Genomic DNA, 17,553 nt, shown 5'->3' on the forward strand with positions numbered 1-17,553 from the left:
GCACAGCGAACCCCCGAGAAGATGGGCTGGATGGGTCACGGTCACGGATCTGCCACACTGAAGATCCACCGGCAATGAAATACCCATCGAGGGCGCCCCCGCATCACGGGCTCGACAAAGGTGATGGAAGTAACACACCTTCGCCAGGTTCGCGGGTGTTCGAGGTGGACTCCGCCACCGCTCACCGGGCCGAGCGGCGCCTCAGCTCACGGTGGCCTCGGTGGCCGGGGCGGGCTCCTTGGCCGGCGCCTTGTGCGAATGGTCCGGGGACAGCCTGCCGAGTGTGATCGTGCCGCCGATCAGCAGGGCCGCCGCCAGAAGGGCCGGCACGATGTTGCCGGTGCCGCTTGGAAGAGGCTCGCCCAGAAGCACCGCGCCGGCGAGCACCGACGTGATCGGGTCGACCACCTGGACTCCCGCGTAGGCGATGCCGAAGTAGCCCACGGCGTACGAATGCTGGAGCAGGACCACCGCGAAGATCAGCATGACCGGAATGACGAGGGAGAACCAGTGGAGGAGCTCCCCGAAGTCACCCCCGAAACCGCCGCCGACCACCCTGACGAATGTGGACACGGTCGCGGTGACGGCGCCGGCCCCGATCGCGAGCAGTAGCGCTTTGTGCGGCCCCTTGGCCTTCCTGGCGAGGAGGTTGCTCACGAGCACGATCAGCAGGATGGTGGCGAGGAAGCCGATGGCGGCCCGGTCGGACAGCACAGGTTCGGCGCTGTGCCGGGGCACGAGCCACATGATGCCGATCAACCCTACGGTCACCGCGACGGAGCCGAGGATCTCGGCGCGATGCGGTTTCCTTCCGTGAAGCATCGCGGCCAGCGGCACCGCGAAGACGAGCGTCGCCACGCTCACCGGCTGCACGACGACGAGGGGGGCGAAGCTCAGCGCGACGGCGTGAAGGCAGGCGCCGGTGAATCCGATGGCGCCGCCGATCCACCATCGCGGTCGCCGCATAAGCTTCAGCGACGCCCCCAGGTCGACCGCCTCGTATTGCTGGAGCGCCGCGCCGAGCGCGTATCCAAGGGCTCCGATCAGGGCGATGGACACCCCCACCCACGTCATCGGCTGCCGCCGAACGCGCACGGGGGGATGGGGAAGAGGGTCTCATGAGTCACCCCCACAGCTTAAGGACTCAGCACACACAGGATCGCCACCGCGAAACAGGGGGAATAGGGCTGGTGGGAGGCATCGTTTGGCGAGGTACCCCCCAGGGGTATATACATAGAACCGTACGGAGGAACCCACATGAGACCTGACGGACCGGACACTCATCACCGCGATGCAGATGCCCCCACGCACCACGCCATGGATCACTCCGGGCACGCAGGGCACACCGAGCACACAGAGCACGCCGGACACACAGAGCACGCCGGACACACAGAGCACGCCGGACACACAGAGCACGCCGGACACAGCGGCCACGGATCGGCCTTACCCGCCGGGCAGAGGGCGCACGGCAAGCACGCCGCGCCCGCTGGACACGCGACCCACGGGACCCAGGAGACCCGCATGACCCATGCAGGGCACGCAGGGCACGCAGGGCACGCGGGGCATGCCGCGCACGCGGGGCACGGCGGTCACGGCGCCGGTCATGGCGGCGGTCACGGCGACCACGCGGCCGTGTTCAGGGACCGCCTGTGGATCAGTCTGGTTCTGACGGTGCCGATCGTCGTCTACAGCCACATGATCCAGATGTGGCTCGGGTTCACGCCCCCGCAGTTCCCCGGCTCGCAGTGGATCGCGCCGGTGCTCGGCACCGTCGTGTTCCTGTACGGCGGATGGCCCTTCCTCAAGGGCGGGTTCGACGAGGCCAAGGCCCGCAGACCGGGCATGATGCTGCTGATCACGCTGGCGATCGTCGTCGCGTTCGCCGCCAGCGGCTTGACCGCGCTCGGCATGCTGGAGCTCGACTTCTGGTGGGAGCTCGCGCTCCTGATCGACATCATGCTCCTCGGCCACTGGCTGGAGATGCGGGCGCTCGGGCAGGCGTCCAGCGCCCTGGACGCGCTCGCGGCGCTGCTCCCCGACGAGGCCGACCGGGTGACCCCCGACGGCACCGAGACGGTGCCCGTCAGCGAGCTGCACGAGGGCGACGTGGTGCTGGTGCGTTCCGGCGGCAGGGTTCCCGCCGACGGCCAGATCACCGAAGGCGGTGCCGAGTTCGACGAGTCCATGCTGACCGGCGAGTCGAAGCCCGTCGCCAAGGGGCCGGGCGACCGGGCCGTCGCGGGCACCGTGGCGACCGACTCGGCGGTGCGGGTGCGGATCGACGCGGTCGGCGAAGGCACCACGCTCGCCGGCATCCGCCGGCTCGTGGAGGAGGCGCAGGCGTCCAAGTCCCGCGCCCAGGCGCTGGCCGACCGGGCGGCGGCCCTGCTGTTCTATGTGGCGGCGGCGGCCGGTGTGCTGACGTTCGCGGCGTGGATCCTGCTCGGGCATCCGGATGAGGCCATCGAACGCACGATCACGGTTCTCGTCATCGCCTGCCCCCACGCTTTGGGGCTGGCCATCCCGCTGGTCATCGCGATCTCGACGGCGCTGAGCGCGCGCAACGGCATCCTCGTCAAGGACCGCGTCGCCCTGGAGCGCATGCGCACGGTCGACGCGGTGCTGTTCGACAAGACCGGCACCCTGACCAAGGGTGAGCCCGAGGTCACCGGCGTCGCCGCCGTGGACGGCGACGAGTCGGCGCTGCTGACGCTGGCCGGCGCGGTCGAGTCCGACAGCGAGCACCCGCTGGCCCGCGCCATCGTCAAGGCGGCCAAGGAGGCCGGCCCGCTCCCCCGCGCCACGGGTTTCCGCTCGATGACCGGGCGGGGTGTGCAGGCCGAGGTGGACGGGCGCACGGTCGCCATCGGCGGGCCCGCGCTCCTGCGGGAGCTCGGCCTGGCCGAGCTCCCGGCGGAGGAGTGGCGCGCCCGCGGCGCCGCCGTACTCCATGTGGTGGCCAATGAACGGGTCGTGGGAGCGCTCGCACTGGAGGACGCGATCCGGCCTGAATCGCGAGAGGCCATCCGCGAACTGCACGCGCTGGGGAAGAAGGTCGTGATGATCACGGGTGACGCCCGCCAGGTCGCCGAGGCCGTCGCCGCCGAGCTCGGGGTGGACGAGACGTTCGCCGAGGTGCTCCCCGAGGACAAGGACGCCAAGGTCGCCGAGCTGAAGCAGCGCGGCCTCACCGTCGCCATGGTCGGCGACGGCGTGAACGACGCCCCCGCGCTGGCGCGGGCGGACGTCGGCATCGCGATCGGCGCCGGCACCGACGTGGCGATCGAGTCCGCCGGCGTGGTCCTGGCGAGCGACGACCCGCGCGGCGTGCTCGGCATCCTGCGGCTGTCGAAGGCGAGCTACCGCAAGATGCTGCAGAACCTCGGCTGGGCCACCGGCTACAACCTGGTGGCAATCCCACTGGCCGCGGGTGTGCTGGCCGGGTGGGGCATCACGCTGGCCCCGGCGGTGGGCGCGGTGCTGATGAGCCTGTCCACCATCGTGGTCGCGCTCAACGCGCAGCTCCTGCGCGGTGTCAAGCTGCACGGCTGAGCCGCGGTCGCGGGGTCCCGGGGTCCCGGGCGGGCGGGGGGAGGCGTCCTCTCGCCCGCCTCCCGTTGCGGCTCCGCTGATCGCATCAGGCTGATCGCATCAAGCTGATCGCATCAGGCTGATCGCATCAAGCTGATCGCATCAGGCTGCTCGCGATCAGGTGCTCGCGTTCGGCCGATCATGTACGGCGGAGGCCGGACCTGGAATCCTGGTCCGGTGCGGCGGTCGCCGTACACGACCTCACACGGGAACGGCCCGAACAGGCGGGTCGTTGGAGGGATTATGGCCTCGATATCAGATCTGTTCAGGCGATTTCTGGACCGTCCGGGTTCAGTGAATCTCACCCCCTTCCTGAAAGTGGTCGCCGAGGCGGGCAAGCGCGAGGAGCGGGTCAAGGCACTCGATCAGCTGCCCCCGCCCCCCGCCGGCGATCTGGCCGAGTTCTGCGCGATCGTCCGTGAGGCCGCCGACCGCACTCTCGGGCTCAGGCCGTACGACGTACAGCTCACCGGGGCGCTCGCACTGCTGGCGGGCCATGTGGCGGAGATGGCGACCGGCGAGGGCAAGACCCTGTCGGGGGCGATCGCCGCGGCGGGTTACGCGCTCCAGGGGCACCGGGTGCATGTGATCTCGGTCAACGACTACCTGGCGCGGCGCGACGCCGAATGGATGGGGCCGTTCTACGAGGCCCTCGGGGTCAGCGTGGGCTGGATCGGCCAGACCTCGACCCGGGAGGAGCGCCGCGAGGCGTACGCGAGGCAGGTGACCTACGGCTCGGTCAGCGAGATCGGGTTCGACGTCCTGCGCGACCGGCTCTCCACGGATGTGGCCGACCTGGTGATGACCGAACCCAACGTGGCCTTGGTGGACGAGGCCGACTCGGTGCTGGTCGACGAGGCGCGGGTGCCGCTGGTGATGGCGGGCGCCACGGACCGGGGCGGTGCCGTACCGCAGACGGCGGCGCTCGTGCGGCGGCTCGTGCGGGGCTACCACTACGAGATCGACGATCAGGCGCGTAACGTCTACCTCACGTCGAAGGGCATCGACGCCGTCGAGCAGGCCCTCGGCGTCACCGACCTCTACGGCGACCCCGCGCAGATCACCGACGTCAACCTCGCGCTGCACGCGCACGCCCTGCTCACCAAGGACGTCGACTACATCGTCCGCGACGGCAAGGTCCACCTGATCAACCCCTCGCGCGGCCGGGTCGCCCTGCTCCAGCGCTGGCCGGACGGCCTCCAGGCGGCGGTGGAGGCCAAGGAGGCGATCCCCGCGAGCGAGACGGGCGAGATCCTCGACTCGGTGACCGTGCAGGGGCTGATCACGCGCTATCCCCAGGTGTGCGGGATGACGGGCACGGCGGTCGCCGTGGGCGAGCAGCTCCGCGAGTTCTACAACCTCACGGTCGCCGTCATCCCCCCGAACCGGGCGTGTGTGCGCGTCGACGAGGAGGACCGGCTGTTCGCCACCATCGCCGACAAGCGCCGCGCGCTCGTCGAGGAGATCGCCGCCGCTCACGCGCTGGGTCGGCCGATCCTGATCGGCACCCTCGACGTCGCCGAGTCGGAGGAGCTGGCCGACCTGCTGCGGGCCCGCGGCCTGGAGTGCGTGGTGCTCAACGCCAAGAACGACGCCGAGGAGGCGTCCATCGTGGCCCGCGCCGGAGAGCACGGCGCGATCACTGTGTCCACCCAGATGGCGGGGCGCGGCACTGACATCCGCCTCGGCGAGGGTGTCGCCGAGCTCGGCGGCCTCTACGTCATCGGCTGCGGACGCCACGCCAGCAGCCGGCTCGACGACCAGCTCCGCGGGCGTGCCGGACGCCAGGGCGACCCCGGAGGCTCCGCCTTCTTCGTCGCCCTCGACGACGACCTGATCACGCAGTACGCGCCCGAGGAGCGCCCGCCCGCCCCCGACGCCGACGGTGTCGTACGGCACCGCCGCGCCGCCTACCTCGTCGGCCACGCCCAGCGCGTCGCCGAAGGCGTCAACCTGGAGATCCACCGCAACACCTGGCGTTATACGCGGCTGCTCGAAAAGCAGCGCGAGCTCGTCCTGGAACGCCGTGAGAAGGTGCTGCGCGGCGACTCGGCCGGCGACGGCCTCGCCGAGGCGGCTCCGGAGCGCTGGGCCGAACTCCTCGACACCGTGCCCGAGGAGGTGCTCCAGGAGGCGGCCCGCGCCATCGTGCTCTACCACCTCGACCGGGGCTGGGCCGACCACCTGGCCTTCCTCAATGATCTGCGGGAGGGCATCCACCTGCGGGCGCTCGGCCGGATGAGCCCCATCGACGAGTTCCACCGGGAGGCCGTCCCGGCGTACGCCACCTTCATGGCCGAGGTCGAGAGCAAGGCGCTCACGACCTTCGCCGAGGCCGACATCACCGCCGACGGGCTGACGATGCCGGGCGAGTTGAAGCGGCCGAGCAGCACCTGGACCTACCTGGTCCAGGACAACCCGTTCGGCTCGGAGTGGGACCGCGTCTTCAAGCGGATCAGCGCATCGGTCCGCGGCTGAAGGGCACGACGGGCAGCGGTTCATGGCCCGCGGCTCACCCGGCCGCGGGTTTGATCCACTCATCCGGGACACCAACTCTCAGCTAATCAAACGCTAAGCGCGCCCGGTTTTTCCTGATATGTGTTTTCCCATCACCTTCTCGGGTAGAGGGGGACGAGTCCGTTCGTGGACCGATTGCCACCCGCAGGGCAACGGGCGAGAGCTCTTGGCAGCACCGCCGCCCGCATTACCACGGACGTTGGAGGCGGTGGCGCTCCGGGAGGGTGAGGAGCACCGGAATGAGCAGAGTGCGCATAGCGCTGGCCATCGCGGCAGGTTACTACCTCGGTCGGCATCACAAGCTGCGCGTGGCCGCGGCGTTGGCGGCGGCCGGAGTGGCAGGCGGACTGGGGCACAAGAGCGGCGTGCTGAAGCACGGGGCGAAGATACTCGGCTCCTCCCCCGAACTGGAGAAGATCACGTCCCGCCTGCGCTCGGACCTGACCGAGGTGGGCAAGGCGGCCGCGGTGGCCGCGGCGGGCCGGCAGATCGATTCGCTGACCTCGAAGCTGCACGATCGCGCCGAGGCGCTGCGACAGCCCGGCGGACGGACCGAGGAAGAGGCCGAGGAGAAGCGCCCTCGCCGACACGAGCGGGGACGCGACGAGTACGAGGAATACGACGAATACGAGGAAGGCGAGTACGAAGAGGAGCCCGAGGGGACCCGGGAGCGGCAGCGCGAGCCGAGATCCAGAGCCGGACAGGAACGCTCAGGACGGCCCTTGAGCAGGGCCGGGAGGTGAGATCGAGTGACGGAGGCGCTGAAGACGGTCAAGAAGGCCGCTGAGAAACCAGTGAGAAGCCTGCTCGTCCACGAGATCCAGAACGTGGCCCAAGCCATGGTGGAGCGGGGATTGAACTCCCTGAGCGACAAGATCGAAGGCATGACGGACCGGCTGAGCGATTACGCCGACAGCGGCGGCAAGGGCGGCCTGGTGAGCGCCGTGACCGGGAAGACCGCGGCGGCCGGCGAGAAGACCAAGGGCGGCCCGCATTTGGGGGCGGGAGCGAAAGACGCGGTGAAACACGCCCTGAGTGGCGTGGCCAAGGGGCTCAGAAAGGGAAAGAACGACGCCGAATCCGTCAAGGTGATCAATGTCGTCGAATCCCTCGATATAGGTGCGCCAATTCGGGTTGTTTACAATGAGTGGACCGAATTCAAGCGGTTTCCGACCTATATGAAAAAGGTCGAGCATGTCGAGCAGGAGTCCGATGAAAAGCTCACCTGGCGGGCGCAGGTGTTCTGGTCCCATCGCTCATGGCAGTCGACGATCCTGGAGCAGGTGCCCGACGACCGCATCATCTGGCGCTCTCAGGGAGAGAAGGGCTACGTCGACGGGGCGGTGACCTTCCACGAACTCACTCCCACACTCACCCGCGTCACGATGGTCCTCGAATACCACCCCAAGGGGTTCATGGAGCACGTCGGCAATATCTGGCGTGCACAGGGGCGTCGGGCACGACTGGAGTTCAAACACTTCAGGCGGCATGTCATGACGCGCACCATGCTCCACCCGGAGGAGGCGCTCGCCCGAGGGTGGCGCGGCGAGATCCACGACGGCCGGGTGACGAAGCCGCACTCCGAGGAGGAACCCGAGCCGGCGGAATCCGAGTCGGCGGGGCACGGGGCCCGGGAGGAGAAGCCCCGGGAGAAGCCCCGGGAGGAGAAGGCCCGCGGCGAGCACGACGAACATGAGGAAGTGGAAGAGGAGCGGGAGCACGCGGAGGCGCCGGCGTCGAAGAGGCGGGGCGAGGACCGCGACCGGCCTCGGCGCCGGGAACCGGAGGGCGAGTACAGAGAGCCCCGCGAGTCTCGGAGGGCTCCAGCGCCTCGCGAATCACGGGAGTCCCGGCGATCACGCGAGTACGGCGAAGCCGAGGAGCAAGCCGAGGAAGAGCGCCGTCCGCGCCCGGTGCGCCGCAGGACGGCGGGCACCCGCGGCGAGTGAACACCCGTTCCCGACGAACGAGAAGGGACGGAAGACCATGAGTGTGCAGCCCGTGTCGGGAGGCGTGGCCGAACGCCCGTCGCCGACCGGCCTGGCCGATGTCATCGACACGATCCTCGACAAGGGCATGGTGATCGATGCCTACGTCAGGGTCTCCCTCGTAGGCATCGAGCTCCTGACCATCGACGCGCGGATCGTCGTGGCCAGTGTCGACACCTACCTGCGCTTCGCCGAGGCGGTGAACCGGCTCGACCTCGCCGAGTCGGGTCAGGGCCTGCCCGAGATCATGCAGAACATGACGCAGGGGGCGAGCGCCCACAAGACCAAGGGCGTGGTCCAAGGAGTACTGGAGGCCGCAGAAGAGAAACTGCACGACCTCGGCGGCGAACGCGAGCGGGAGCCCTCGCGGCGGCGCCGACGCGGAGAGGAGGACTGACATGTCGCGGACCTCCGCGGAGCGGGGACCCGCCTCCACCCCCCAGGACGATCACGGAAGTGGTTTCTACATCTACGGCCTGGTGCCGGCGGATGTCGAGGTCACGCCGGACGCGCACGGGGTGGGTGGTGAGACATTCCCCGTGACCCTGATCCGGCACCGCGAGATCGCGGCCCTCGTGAGCGAGATCGATCTCAACCGCCCCCTGGGCACACCCGACAACCTGGTGGCCCACGAGCGCCTCCTGAACGAGAGCGCCGCCGAGGTGCCCGTCCTGCCGATGCGCTTCGGCGCGGTGATGACCGACGCCGACGCGATCATCGACGAACTGCTGACGCCTTACCACGACGAGTTCCTTGAGGCCCTCGGGGAACTGGAAGGACGGACCGAGTTCGTCGTGCGGGGACGCTACCCGGAGAAACAGGTGCTGCAGGAGGTGCTCGACGAGGAACCGGAGGCGAGGCGGCTGCGCGACGAGATCCGCGCCCTGCCGGAGGAGGTCACACGCGACGCCCGCATCAGGCTCGGCGAGCTGGTGAACCAGGCGATCACCGCCAGGCGGGAGGCCGACACCGAGGCGCTCGTCGATGAGCTCGCGCCGTACAGCGTGGCGGCGGCCGTCCGGGAGCCGACGCACGAACGGGACGCCGCGAACGTGGCCGTGCTCGTGGAGAACGAACGGCGGGCCGATCTGGAGCGCGCGGTGGACGAGTTCGCCAAGCGCAACGCCGGACGAATCGAGGTGAGGCTGCTCGGGCCGCTCGCGCCGTACGACTTCGTCATGGCTCCCCAGGAGGGAGAGGGCGCATGGGACTGATCAGTCTTATCTTCACGTGGCCCGTCGCGCCGGTGCGGGGAGTGATCAGGCTCGGTGAGCTGATCCAGGAACAGGCCGAGCGTCACATGCGGGATCCGACCGTGGTCAGGCGGCGTCTGGAGGAGCTTGAGGAGGCGCGGGCGGCGGGGCACATCTCCGACGAGGAACAGCAACGCGCCATGGAGGACATCCTTCTGGACATGTCGGCAGGGTCTCATCCGCTGGACGACCTCGGTGTTCCGCGGGAGCGGCAGGAGCGTCAGGGGAGGTGAGAAGGCCATGGCAGAACGGCGGAGGCTTCGCGACGACGACGAATACCGAGACGACTACCGCGACTCCCGTGACGATTCCCGTGATGATGTTCGAGAGCGGCGGCCCCGCGGGGGAAGGCCGCACACCCTGTCCGCCGGGGAGGCCGGCGGGGCCGGTCTCCGCCACATCACCGGACTCACCGGTCGGGAGGCCGAAGGCGTCACCCTCGTCAAGCCCGTCGAAGACGGCTGGATCGTGGACGTGGAAGTGGTCGAGGACCGCCGGATCCCCTCGTCCGGGGACATTCTCGCGCTGTACGAGGCCGAGCTCGACGCCGAGGGAGACCTGGAATCCTATCGGCGGCTGCGCCGCTACCGGCGCGGCAGCGGCGACATCGACGGGACATCGCGATGACCGAGCCGAGATACCAGGGGGTTCCGGCACGCCGGGCCTCGTCGACCTCTCTCGCGGGGCACGAGCCGGCGAACCTGGGCGACATCCTGGAACGCGTTCTGGACCGCGGCATCATCATCGCCGGCGACATCCGCGTGAACCTGCTCGACATCGAACTGCTCACCATCAAGCTCAGGCTGATCATCGCCTCGGTCGACACGGCCAGGGAGATGGGCATCGATTGGTGGGAGCACGACCCGTGGCTGACGGGTGACAGCCGCCGACTCGTCGAGGAGAACCGCCGGCTCCGCGAACGGCTCGCCGAGGTGGAGGAGGCGCACCCCGCGCGAAGGCCGATAGAGGGGCGGGTCGAACCCGACGAACGACCGGCTCGGCGGAGAGAGCCCCTGCGGAGGGAGCCCGAGCGGAGGGAGCCCGAGCGGAGGGAGCCCGAGCTGGAAGAGGACGACGAGTATGGCGGATGAGGCAGGCACCTACCTCTACGCGGTCGCGCTGGACGTGGGCGGGCCGCCGCCGCGGGAGTTGACCGGGGTGGCCGGGGAGGCCGTACGGACCATCACGCGCGGCGGGCTGGCGGCCTATGTGAGCAGCGTCCCGTTGAGCGAGTTCGGGGAGGAGCCGCTGCGGCAGTCGATGGAGGACCTCGGCTGGCTCAGCCGTACGGCGCGCGCCCACCACCGTGTCGTCGAGGCGGTGAGCAGGGCCGCGCCGACGGCCCCTGTCAGGCTGGTCACGGTATACAGCGGGGAGAAGCAGGTGGAGGACCTGCTGGAGCGGCGGCACGACGACTTCCACGCCATGCTCACCGGCATCACCGGGCGGGACGAGTGGGGCGTGAAGGTCTACGCCGAAGCCAAGGCCGCCGCGGAGTCTCCCGCGAAGGCCGCCGCGGAGCCGCCCGCGCCCGCCGACGTCTCCGCCGGTCCCGGCACCGCGTATCTGAAGCGCCGTCAGGCGAACCTGCGGGACCGCGACGACGAGCGGCGCCGCGCCGCGGCCTCCGCCGAGGGGATCCACCAGGCCCTCACCTCGTTCGCGGTCGCGAGTCGGCTCCACCACACCCAGGATCCACAGCTTTCCGGGCACACCGAGTGGATGGTGCTCAACGGCGCCTACCTGGTCGACCATGACCGTGGCGCCGAATTCGCGCGCCTGGTGAGAGATCTCAGCGGGCCCGGCATCGAGGTGGAGCTCACCGGGCCTTGGGCGCCGTACTCGTTCACGGTGCTCGACGACACCCCGGAGGAGGCGGATCCGGATGAGGACCGTTGAACCCCGCGGTGCCGCACTCGCCGAACAGGGCCGCCTCCCGTCCGAGCGGATCGCCCTGGTGGACCTGCTGGACCGGCTGCTGGCGGGCGGCGTCGTGGTCAGCGGAGACCTGATCCTGACCATCGCCGACATCGACCTGGTGCGCATCTCGCTGCGTGCGTTGATCATGTCGGTGCGCGAGACGGACACGGTGGCCGGGCGGCACGTGGAGCGGGAGATGAGAGGACATGGACCCATCGGAACCGGTGCGGGAGACACGGCCGAACCGCCTGCGCCTTGAGGCCGACCGGGATGCGGTGGAGCGCGACCTGTCCCGGCTCGTGCTCACCCTCGTCGAGCTGGTGCGCCAACTCGTGGAACGGCAGAGCCTGCGGCGCATGGAGCAGGGCGACCTCACCGAGGAGCAGATCGAGACGCTCGGTCTGACCCTGATGCGCCTCGATGAGTCGATGACGGAGCTGTGCGAACGCTTCGATCTGTCGCCGTCCGACCTGAACATCGACCTCGGCCCGCTCGGGCCGCTCCTGCCCAAGGACTCCTGACGCCTCGCGTACGGCACGGCCCCGGCGGCGTCGCCGCCGGGGCCGTGCCGGATCGGCGTCAGCGGCCTTGGCCGCGGCCCCGCCCGCCCTGGTCGAGGCCGGCGCGGCGGAAGGCATCGGCCATCGCCCCGCTCGGCGGCGGCTGGGAGGAGCCGCCCCTGCCGTTCTGGCCCGGACGGCCGCCTCGGCGTCCGCCCTGGCCGCCGCCACGGCGGTCGCCGCGCTCGCCGCCGCGCTGACCGCCCTGGCCGTTCTGGCCGTTCTGGCCGTTCTGGCCGCCCTGACCGTTCTGGCCGCCCTGGCCGCCCTGGCCGCCCTGGCCGCCCTGCGGGGCGTCGTCGTCGAGGCGCAGGGTCAACGAGATGCGCTTACGCGGAATGTCCACGTCAAGCACCTTGACGCGGACGATGTCCCCCGGCTTCACCACATCACGCGGATCCTTGACGAACGACCTCGACATCGCCGACACGTGAACCAGTCCATCCTGATGGACGCCGATGTCGACGAAGGCCCCGAAAGCCGCGACATTCGTGACGACCCCTTCGAGGAGCATGCCGCGCGTGAGGTCGGACAGCTTGTCGACACCCTCCTTGAACGTCGCCGTCTTGAACGCGGGCCGCGGGTCACGCCCCGGCTTGTCGAGCTCTTTCAGGATGTCGGTGACGGTCGGCAGGCCGAAGGTGTCGTCGACGTAGTCCGCGGGCTTGAGCTTGCGCAGCACCGCGCTGTTGCCGATCAGGCCCTTGATGTCGCCGCCGGTGCCGCCGAGGATGCGGTGGACCACGGGATACGCCTCGGGGTGCACGCTGGAGGCGTCCAGCGGGTCGTCGCCGCCGGGGATGCGCAGGAAGCCCGCGCACTGCTCGAAAGCCTTCGGGCCGAGCCGCGGAACCTCCTTCAACGCCCGGCGCGACCGGAACGGGCCGTGGGCGTCGCGGTGGGCGACGATGTTCTCCGCCAGGCCGGCGCCGATGCCCGACACCCGCGTCAGCAGCGGAGCCGAAGCGGTGTTGACGTCCACCCCCACGCCGTTGACGCAGTCCTCGACGACGGCATCCAGCGAACGCGACAGCTTCGTCTCCGCCAGGTCGTGCTGGTATTGCCCGACGCCGATGGACTTGGGGTCGATCTTGACGAGCTCGGCCAGCGGATCCTGCAGCCGCCGCGCGATCGAGACCGCCCCGCGCAGAGAGACGTCGAGGCCGGGCAGCTCCTGCGAGGCGTAGGCGGAGGCGGAATACACCGAGGCGCCCGCCTCCGAGACCACCACCTTCGTGAGGCCGAGCTGCGGATGCCGCTTGATGAGGTCCGCGGTGAGCTTGTCGGTTTCGCGCGAAGCCGTGCCGTTGCCGATGGCGACCAGCTCGACACCGTGCCGCGCGGCGAGCGCAGCGAGGGTCTCGATGGACTCGTCCCACTTGCGGCGCGGCTCATGCGGATAGATCGTCTCGGTCGCGACGACCTTGCCGGTCGCGTCCACCACGGCGACCTTCACGCCCGTGCGCAGTCCCGGGTCCAGGCCCATCGTGGGGCGCGTCCCCGCGGGGGCCGCGAGCAGCAGGTCGCGGAGGTTCGCGGCGAACACCCCCACGGCCTCGTCCTCGGCGGCCTGCCACAGACGCGTGCGCAGATCGATGCCGAGATGCACGAGGATGCGCGTGCGCCACGCCCACCGCACCGTGTCGGTCAGCCACCTGTCGGCCGGCCGCCCCCGATCGGCGATCGCGAACCTCTCCGCGACCCGCCGCTCATAACCGCTCGGCCCCGCGGGCGCGCTCTCCCCCGACTCCTCCTCCGGGTCGAGCGTCAGTGTGAGGACCTCCTCCTTCTCCCCGCGGAACATCGCGAGAATCCGGTGCGAAGGCAGCTTGGTGAACGGCTCCTGGAAGTCGAAGTAGTCCGAGAACTTCGCCCCGGCCTCCTCCTTGCCCTCCTTCACGGCCGCCACCAGGCGGCCCTTCCCCCACATCTCCTCGCGCAGCGCGCCGATCAGATCGGCGTCCTCGGCGAACTGCTCCACCAGAATCGCCCGAGCGCCCTCAAGTGCCGCCGGCGCGTCGGCCACTCCCTTGTCCGCGTCCACATAGGCCGCCGCGGCCCCCTGCGGGTCCTGCGACGGGTCCCCGAGCAGCAGGTCGGCCAGCGGCTCCAGACCCGCCTCCCTGGCGATCTGGGCCTTCGTGCGGCGCTTCGGCTTGTAAGGGAGGTAGATGTCCTCAAGGCGAGCCTTGGAATCGGCTGCCATGACCTGCGCTTCGAGAGCGTCATCCAGTTTGCCCTGCGAGCGGATCGACTCCAGCACCGCCGTACGCCGCTCCTCCAACTCGCGCAGGTAGCGCAGCCGCTCCTCCAACGTGCGCAGCTGCGCATCGTCGAGCGTGCCCGTCACCTCCTTGCGATAGCGCGCGATGAACGGCACGGTGGCCCCGCCGTCGAGCAAGTCGACCGCCGCCGCCACCTGCTGCTCCCGCACGCCGAGCTCCCCGGCGATACGCTCATGAATCGAGATCGTCACGATGAAAGATCCGCCTTCTCACCAATGGTTCCGGGGGGAGAGCGCCCTACCTGCTCCCGGTCTCCCGCGCCCCTCCAGTGGCGCCCCCGGGTCACCGTACCGGCGTCACGCCCTCCGCGCCGCCCGCTCCCTCCCTTTGCGCCCCCGCCAAAGCCCCCGCCTCTCAGGGAGCACCGCCGTAGCTCGAAGGACGAGATCGATCCTGATCAGCAGCCTTGGTTTTCGATTTAGCCGCTGATCTATGCTTGTCGGCGCGGTAGGCGTCAACGGACTTGCGGGAAGATCTCCACACTCCATCGTGCCCTTGGACCGCGTTGAGACGCCCCCGCTGGGCGGCTTGGCGCAGAGCGTGGATGCTGAACTCTTCATTGGCCAGCGCAGCGAGGGGAACCAGCCTGGCTGGGCCTGCCACATTGGGCACTATGAAACGGTTGAGGTTGTCCTCCATGGCGCGGGCGATCAGCTCGCCAAGGGAACCGTAGTCCCCCGCGTCGGCATGACGCATGGAGGCGAGATAGGCATCACGCTGCTTCTTGAAGATGATGATCGGAGGGTAACCGAGCCTCACCAGGATAAGGTTGAGAACCAGTCTTCCAGCACGCCCGTTCCCATCAATAAACGGGTGAATCCGTTCGAAGCCATTGTGCAGCCGGGCAAGCTCTTCAGGTAGCGGGTGTCCGAGATCTTCTTCTTCAAGTTTTCTGCCGACCTCGCAGACCTCGTCTACCCAGCCTTGGATCTCACCTGGCACCAACGGCCACGACGGAGGCGTCATCCCTTCGGCGAAGGGATGAATGTCGTGCTGACGGAAGTTGCCCGGCCCTTCCTGATCTGAGGCATCCGCGTGGGGAGCGACATCCCACACAGCTGTCATTGCCGTGTGGTGGATATGACGCAGCTCGCTCAAGCTCAAGAGCTGCCCGTCATTCCAGACCTCAGGCTCCAGCGCCTGACCATAGACCCACTTCGCAGCGTCTCCGTAACCCTTCACCTCGTTGTATTCCCGCAAGGACTTGGCTCCGACCGCCCGGCCCTGGTCCAGCAGCGTCTGCACCTCCCGAAGCACCAGGGTGTTTCCCTCCAGCGCGGTGGAGTGATGCGCTTCGAGGTGCCAGATGTCGGACCAGATTTCCTGTGCCTCAAGAGGGCTGGGCAGCCCTCCGAGGCGTTGGTGGAGCTCACGAATGGCCCGGTCAAGTCTCGTGTAGACGGTTGCTCGGCTCGGACGCCCCCTACCAACCACAGAACTCCCCATCAATGCGCAAACCGGACAGTTTGATTAGCCGGACAGTCACCCAATTGAACTTATCAAACTAGGCCTGTCGCGGGAGCCGCCTGGGGCGTTCCGCAGGTCAGAGGAGGGTGCGGCGCGTCGGGCGCGATCACCGTACTCGTGCTGCTGTCGCTCTTCTCGGCAGTCACCTTCGCCATCGGTCTCAGGCTGCCCGAACCCGGCCGACCTCGGCGGCGCGGGCGTCACCCCGGTCGCCGGGAGGCCGTTCCATCCGGTCAAGGGAAAGGTTTTTCGATTCTCGGGTAGAGGGGCGAGCCCGCGGCCGGGGTTCGGGCTATCACGGGATGAAGACGATCAGTGACAGGACTTACGGGGACAGGTGACGATGAGGTTCCTTCCGGCGTTCGCGGCCGTGGCCGTGGCGTTCACACACTCGGCGGCGGCCCAGGCAGGCGCCGCGGCCCCGGCGCCGCCCGCGGCCGGCCCGGCCGCACCGGCGCCGACGGCGGGCGCTTCCGGTACGGCTGACGCCTACGTTCCGGCGGCCCCGGTGTGGGCGGCGTGCAGCGGGGTGGCGTTGAGGGAGTTGGAATGCGCCGAGGTGGAGGTGCCCTTGGACCACGCCGAGCCCGAGGGGCGGAAGATCAAGATCGCGGTCAGCAGGAAGAAGGCGACGGCTCCGGCGGGTGAATACCGGGGGATTCTGCTGACGAATCCCGGCGGCCCGGGGGCGTCTGGGTTGGACGCGCCGAACACGTGGTTCAGGGGGAAGGGCGCGGAAGCGGTGGCGGGCTACGACATCATCGGTTTCGCCCCGCGCGGGGTGGCGCCGAGCAAGCCGGCGCTGTCGTGCGACAGGAATTACGAACGCTCCCCCGAGCCCGACCCGGTGCCGTCGGGGGCGGCGGCGCTGAAGACCCTGTGGAAGCGCGCCTCGGGATATGCGGCAGCGTGCGGGAAGAGGTTCGGGTGGCTTCTGCCGTACCTCGACACGGCGTCGACGGCGCGTGACATGGACGCCATCAGGGCGGCGCTGAAGCAGCCGAAGCTGAGCTATATGGGTATCTCGTACGGCACTTATCTCGGCGCGGTCTACGGCACGCTGTTTCCCGACCGGGTGAACCGCATGGTGCTCGACAGCGTGGTGAGGCCGAGTGGGGTCTGGTATCAAGCGAATTTCGATCAGAACGCGGCCATGGAGGGCCGGATCCACGACTTCTTCCAGTGGACGGCCAAGCACCATGGCACGTTCCGGCTGGGCCGGACGGCTGCGGCCGTGCGGGCGAAATACGCCGTGGTGCGAGCGAGACTGAAGGCGTCGCCGGTGGAGAAGGCCATCGGGGCGAAGGAACTCGACGACATTCTGATGAAGACCTCGTACACGCATTCGGTGTGGTCCCTGGTGGCCGAGAGCCTGTCGGCGAAGTATCTGCGGAACGAGAACAACGCCCTCGCGATGGCGTTCTTCATGTCCTCGATCGGCAAGTTCGGGGAGAACGGGCAGAGCGACAACGGCATCGCCATGTATCTCGCGGTGGAATGCGCGGACACCCGGTGGCCGCGCGATTGGGCGACCTGGCGCAAGGACACGCTTCGTTCGCTCAGGCGCGCGCCCATCGCCACGTGGAGCAATACGTGGATGAACGCGCCGTGCGCGTTCTGGCCCGCGTCGGCGAGGAACGGCAACCCGGTGCGGATCAAGGGCGACGGGTTGAAGAGCGCGCTGCTGGTGCAGTCGACCAAGGACGGGCCCACGCCGTACGCGGGTGCGGTGGAGACGCTGCGCCTGATTCCGGCGGCGCGCCTGGTGCTGGAGGACGGCGGTGGCGAGCACGGCGTGTCCTACACGGGCAACGCGTGTGTGGACGCCCATGTCACCGCCTACCTGCGGGACGGCACGCTGCCGGCGGCGAAGGTGACGCGCTGCGCGGCGCGGTCGGCGCCGCGGCCGGACTCCCCCGGCCTCGGCAGGTAGGCCGCGCTCCCGCCCCGGCCGGGGCCCGCTCCCGCCCCG

Annotated in this window: 16 protein-coding genes; 13 read left to right on the forward strand and 3 right to left on the reverse strand. The window is 69.4% G+C overall.

From position 1 onward, the window contains the following. Positions 1-201 precede the first annotated feature (201 nt). Positions 202-1,095, reverse strand: coding sequence for a DMT family transporter (locus BLQ73_RS17405; protein WP_245691158.1), 894 nt, complete (start codon positions 1,093-1,095; stop codon positions 202-204). A 426-nt stretch (positions 1,096-1,521) separates the two neighbouring features. Here BLQ73_RS17405 and BLQ73_RS17410 point away from each other — a divergent pair, with 426 nt between their 5' ends. The 12 genes from BLQ73_RS17410 to BLQ73_RS17465 all read left to right on the forward strand — a co-directional run bounded on the left by BLQ73_RS17410 (position 1,522) and on the right by BLQ73_RS17465 (position 11,790). Then, positions 1,522-3,552 (forward strand): copper-translocating P-type ATPase, encoded by a 2,031-nt coding sequence (locus BLQ73_RS17410; RefSeq protein WP_218125901.1) that lies wholly within the window; start codon positions 1,522-1,524, stop codon positions 3,550-3,552. A 282-nt stretch (positions 3,553-3,834) separates the two neighbouring features. Further along, positions 3,835-6,069, forward strand: a complete 2,235-nt coding sequence (secA2, locus tag BLQ73_RS17415) for an accessory Sec system translocase SecA2 (protein WP_093171513.1) — start codon at positions 3,835-3,837, stop codon at positions 6,067-6,069. 278 nt (positions 6,070-6,347) lie between these two features. Next, the gene (locus BLQ73_RS17420; protein ID WP_093171514.1) at positions 6,348-6,851 is read left to right on the forward strand and encodes a hypothetical protein; all 504 of its coding nucleotides are present in this window, start codon (positions 6,348-6,350) and stop codon (positions 6,849-6,851) included. 6 nt (positions 6,852-6,857) lie between these two features. After that, positions 6,858-8,057, forward strand: a complete 1,200-nt coding sequence (locus tag BLQ73_RS17425) for an SRPBCC family protein (RefSeq protein ID WP_218125902.1) — start codon at positions 6,858-6,860, stop codon at positions 8,055-8,057. 37 nt (positions 8,058-8,094) lie between these two features. Then, positions 8,095-8,493 (forward strand): gas vesicle protein GvpJ, encoded by a 399-nt coding sequence (gene gvpJ / locus BLQ73_RS17430; protein ID WP_093171515.1) that lies wholly within the window; start codon positions 8,095-8,097, stop codon positions 8,491-8,493. A 1-nt stretch (position 8,494) separates the two neighbouring features. Beyond that, entirely contained in the window at positions 8,495-9,310 is an 816-nt protein-coding gene (locus BLQ73_RS17435; RefSeq protein ID WP_093171516.1) for a GvpL/GvpF family gas vesicle protein, read from the forward strand. Continuing rightward, positions 9,301-9,582: a gas vesicle protein GvpG gene (locus tag BLQ73_RS17440; protein ID WP_093171517.1), complete on the forward strand. Its 282-nt coding sequence runs from the start codon at positions 9,301-9,303 to the stop codon at positions 9,580-9,582. Before BLQ73_RS17435 ends, BLQ73_RS17440 begins: the two co-directional genes overlap by 10 nt. A 7-nt stretch (positions 9,583-9,589) precedes the next feature. Then, entirely contained in the window at positions 9,590-9,976 is a 387-nt protein-coding gene (gene gvpO, locus BLQ73_RS17445) for a gas vesicle protein GvpO (RefSeq protein WP_093171518.1), read from the forward strand. Further along, entirely contained in the window at positions 9,973-10,440 is a 468-nt protein-coding gene (locus BLQ73_RS17450) for a gas vesicle protein (protein ID WP_093171519.1), read from the forward strand. Before gvpO ends, BLQ73_RS17450 begins: the two co-directional genes overlap by 4 nt. Continuing rightward, positions 10,430-11,248: a GvpL/GvpF family gas vesicle protein gene (locus BLQ73_RS17455; protein WP_093171520.1), complete on the forward strand. Its 819-nt coding sequence runs from the start codon at positions 10,430-10,432 to the stop codon at positions 11,246-11,248. Before BLQ73_RS17450 ends, BLQ73_RS17455 begins: the two co-directional genes overlap by 11 nt. Continuing rightward, complete coding sequence (locus BLQ73_RS17460; RefSeq protein WP_093171521.1) at positions 11,235-11,528, forward strand: gas vesicle protein; 294 nt, start codon at positions 11,235-11,237, stop codon at positions 11,526-11,528. The genes BLQ73_RS17455 and BLQ73_RS17460 overlap by 14 nt, the downstream gene beginning before the upstream one ends. Then, the gene (locus BLQ73_RS17465; RefSeq protein ID WP_093171522.1) at positions 11,476-11,790 is read left to right on the forward strand and encodes a gas vesicle protein K; all 315 of its coding nucleotides are present in this window, start codon (positions 11,476-11,478) and stop codon (positions 11,788-11,790) included. Before BLQ73_RS17460 ends, BLQ73_RS17465 begins: the two co-directional genes overlap by 53 nt. Positions 11,791-11,848: 58 nt before the next feature. On the opposite strand, the gene BLQ73_RS17470 is transcribed toward BLQ73_RS17465, so the two are convergent. Both BLQ73_RS17470 and BLQ73_RS17475 read right to left on the reverse strand, forming a co-directional pair. Next, a complete protein-coding gene (locus BLQ73_RS17470) occupies positions 11,849-14,305 on the reverse strand; it encodes a Tex family protein (protein WP_093171523.1) in 2,457 nt (818 codons plus the stop codon). A gap of 163 nt (positions 14,306-14,468) precedes the next feature. Next, positions 14,469-15,359, reverse strand: coding sequence for a Fic family protein (locus tag BLQ73_RS17475; RefSeq protein WP_245691159.1), 891 nt, complete (start codon positions 15,357-15,359; stop codon positions 14,469-14,471). 565 nt (positions 15,360-15,924) lie between these two features. Here BLQ73_RS17475 and BLQ73_RS17480 point away from each other — a divergent pair. After that, a complete protein-coding gene (locus BLQ73_RS17480; protein ID WP_143020307.1) occupies positions 15,925-17,514 on the forward strand; it encodes an alpha/beta hydrolase in 1,590 nt (529 codons plus the stop codon). The last annotated feature ends 39 nt before the right edge of the window (positions 17,515-17,553 follow it).

The sequence above is a fragment of the Sinosporangium album genome (assembly GCF_900100605.1).
Classification (GTDB): Bacteria; Actinomycetota; Actinomycetes; order Streptosporangiales; family Streptosporangiaceae; genus Sinosporangium; species Sinosporangium album.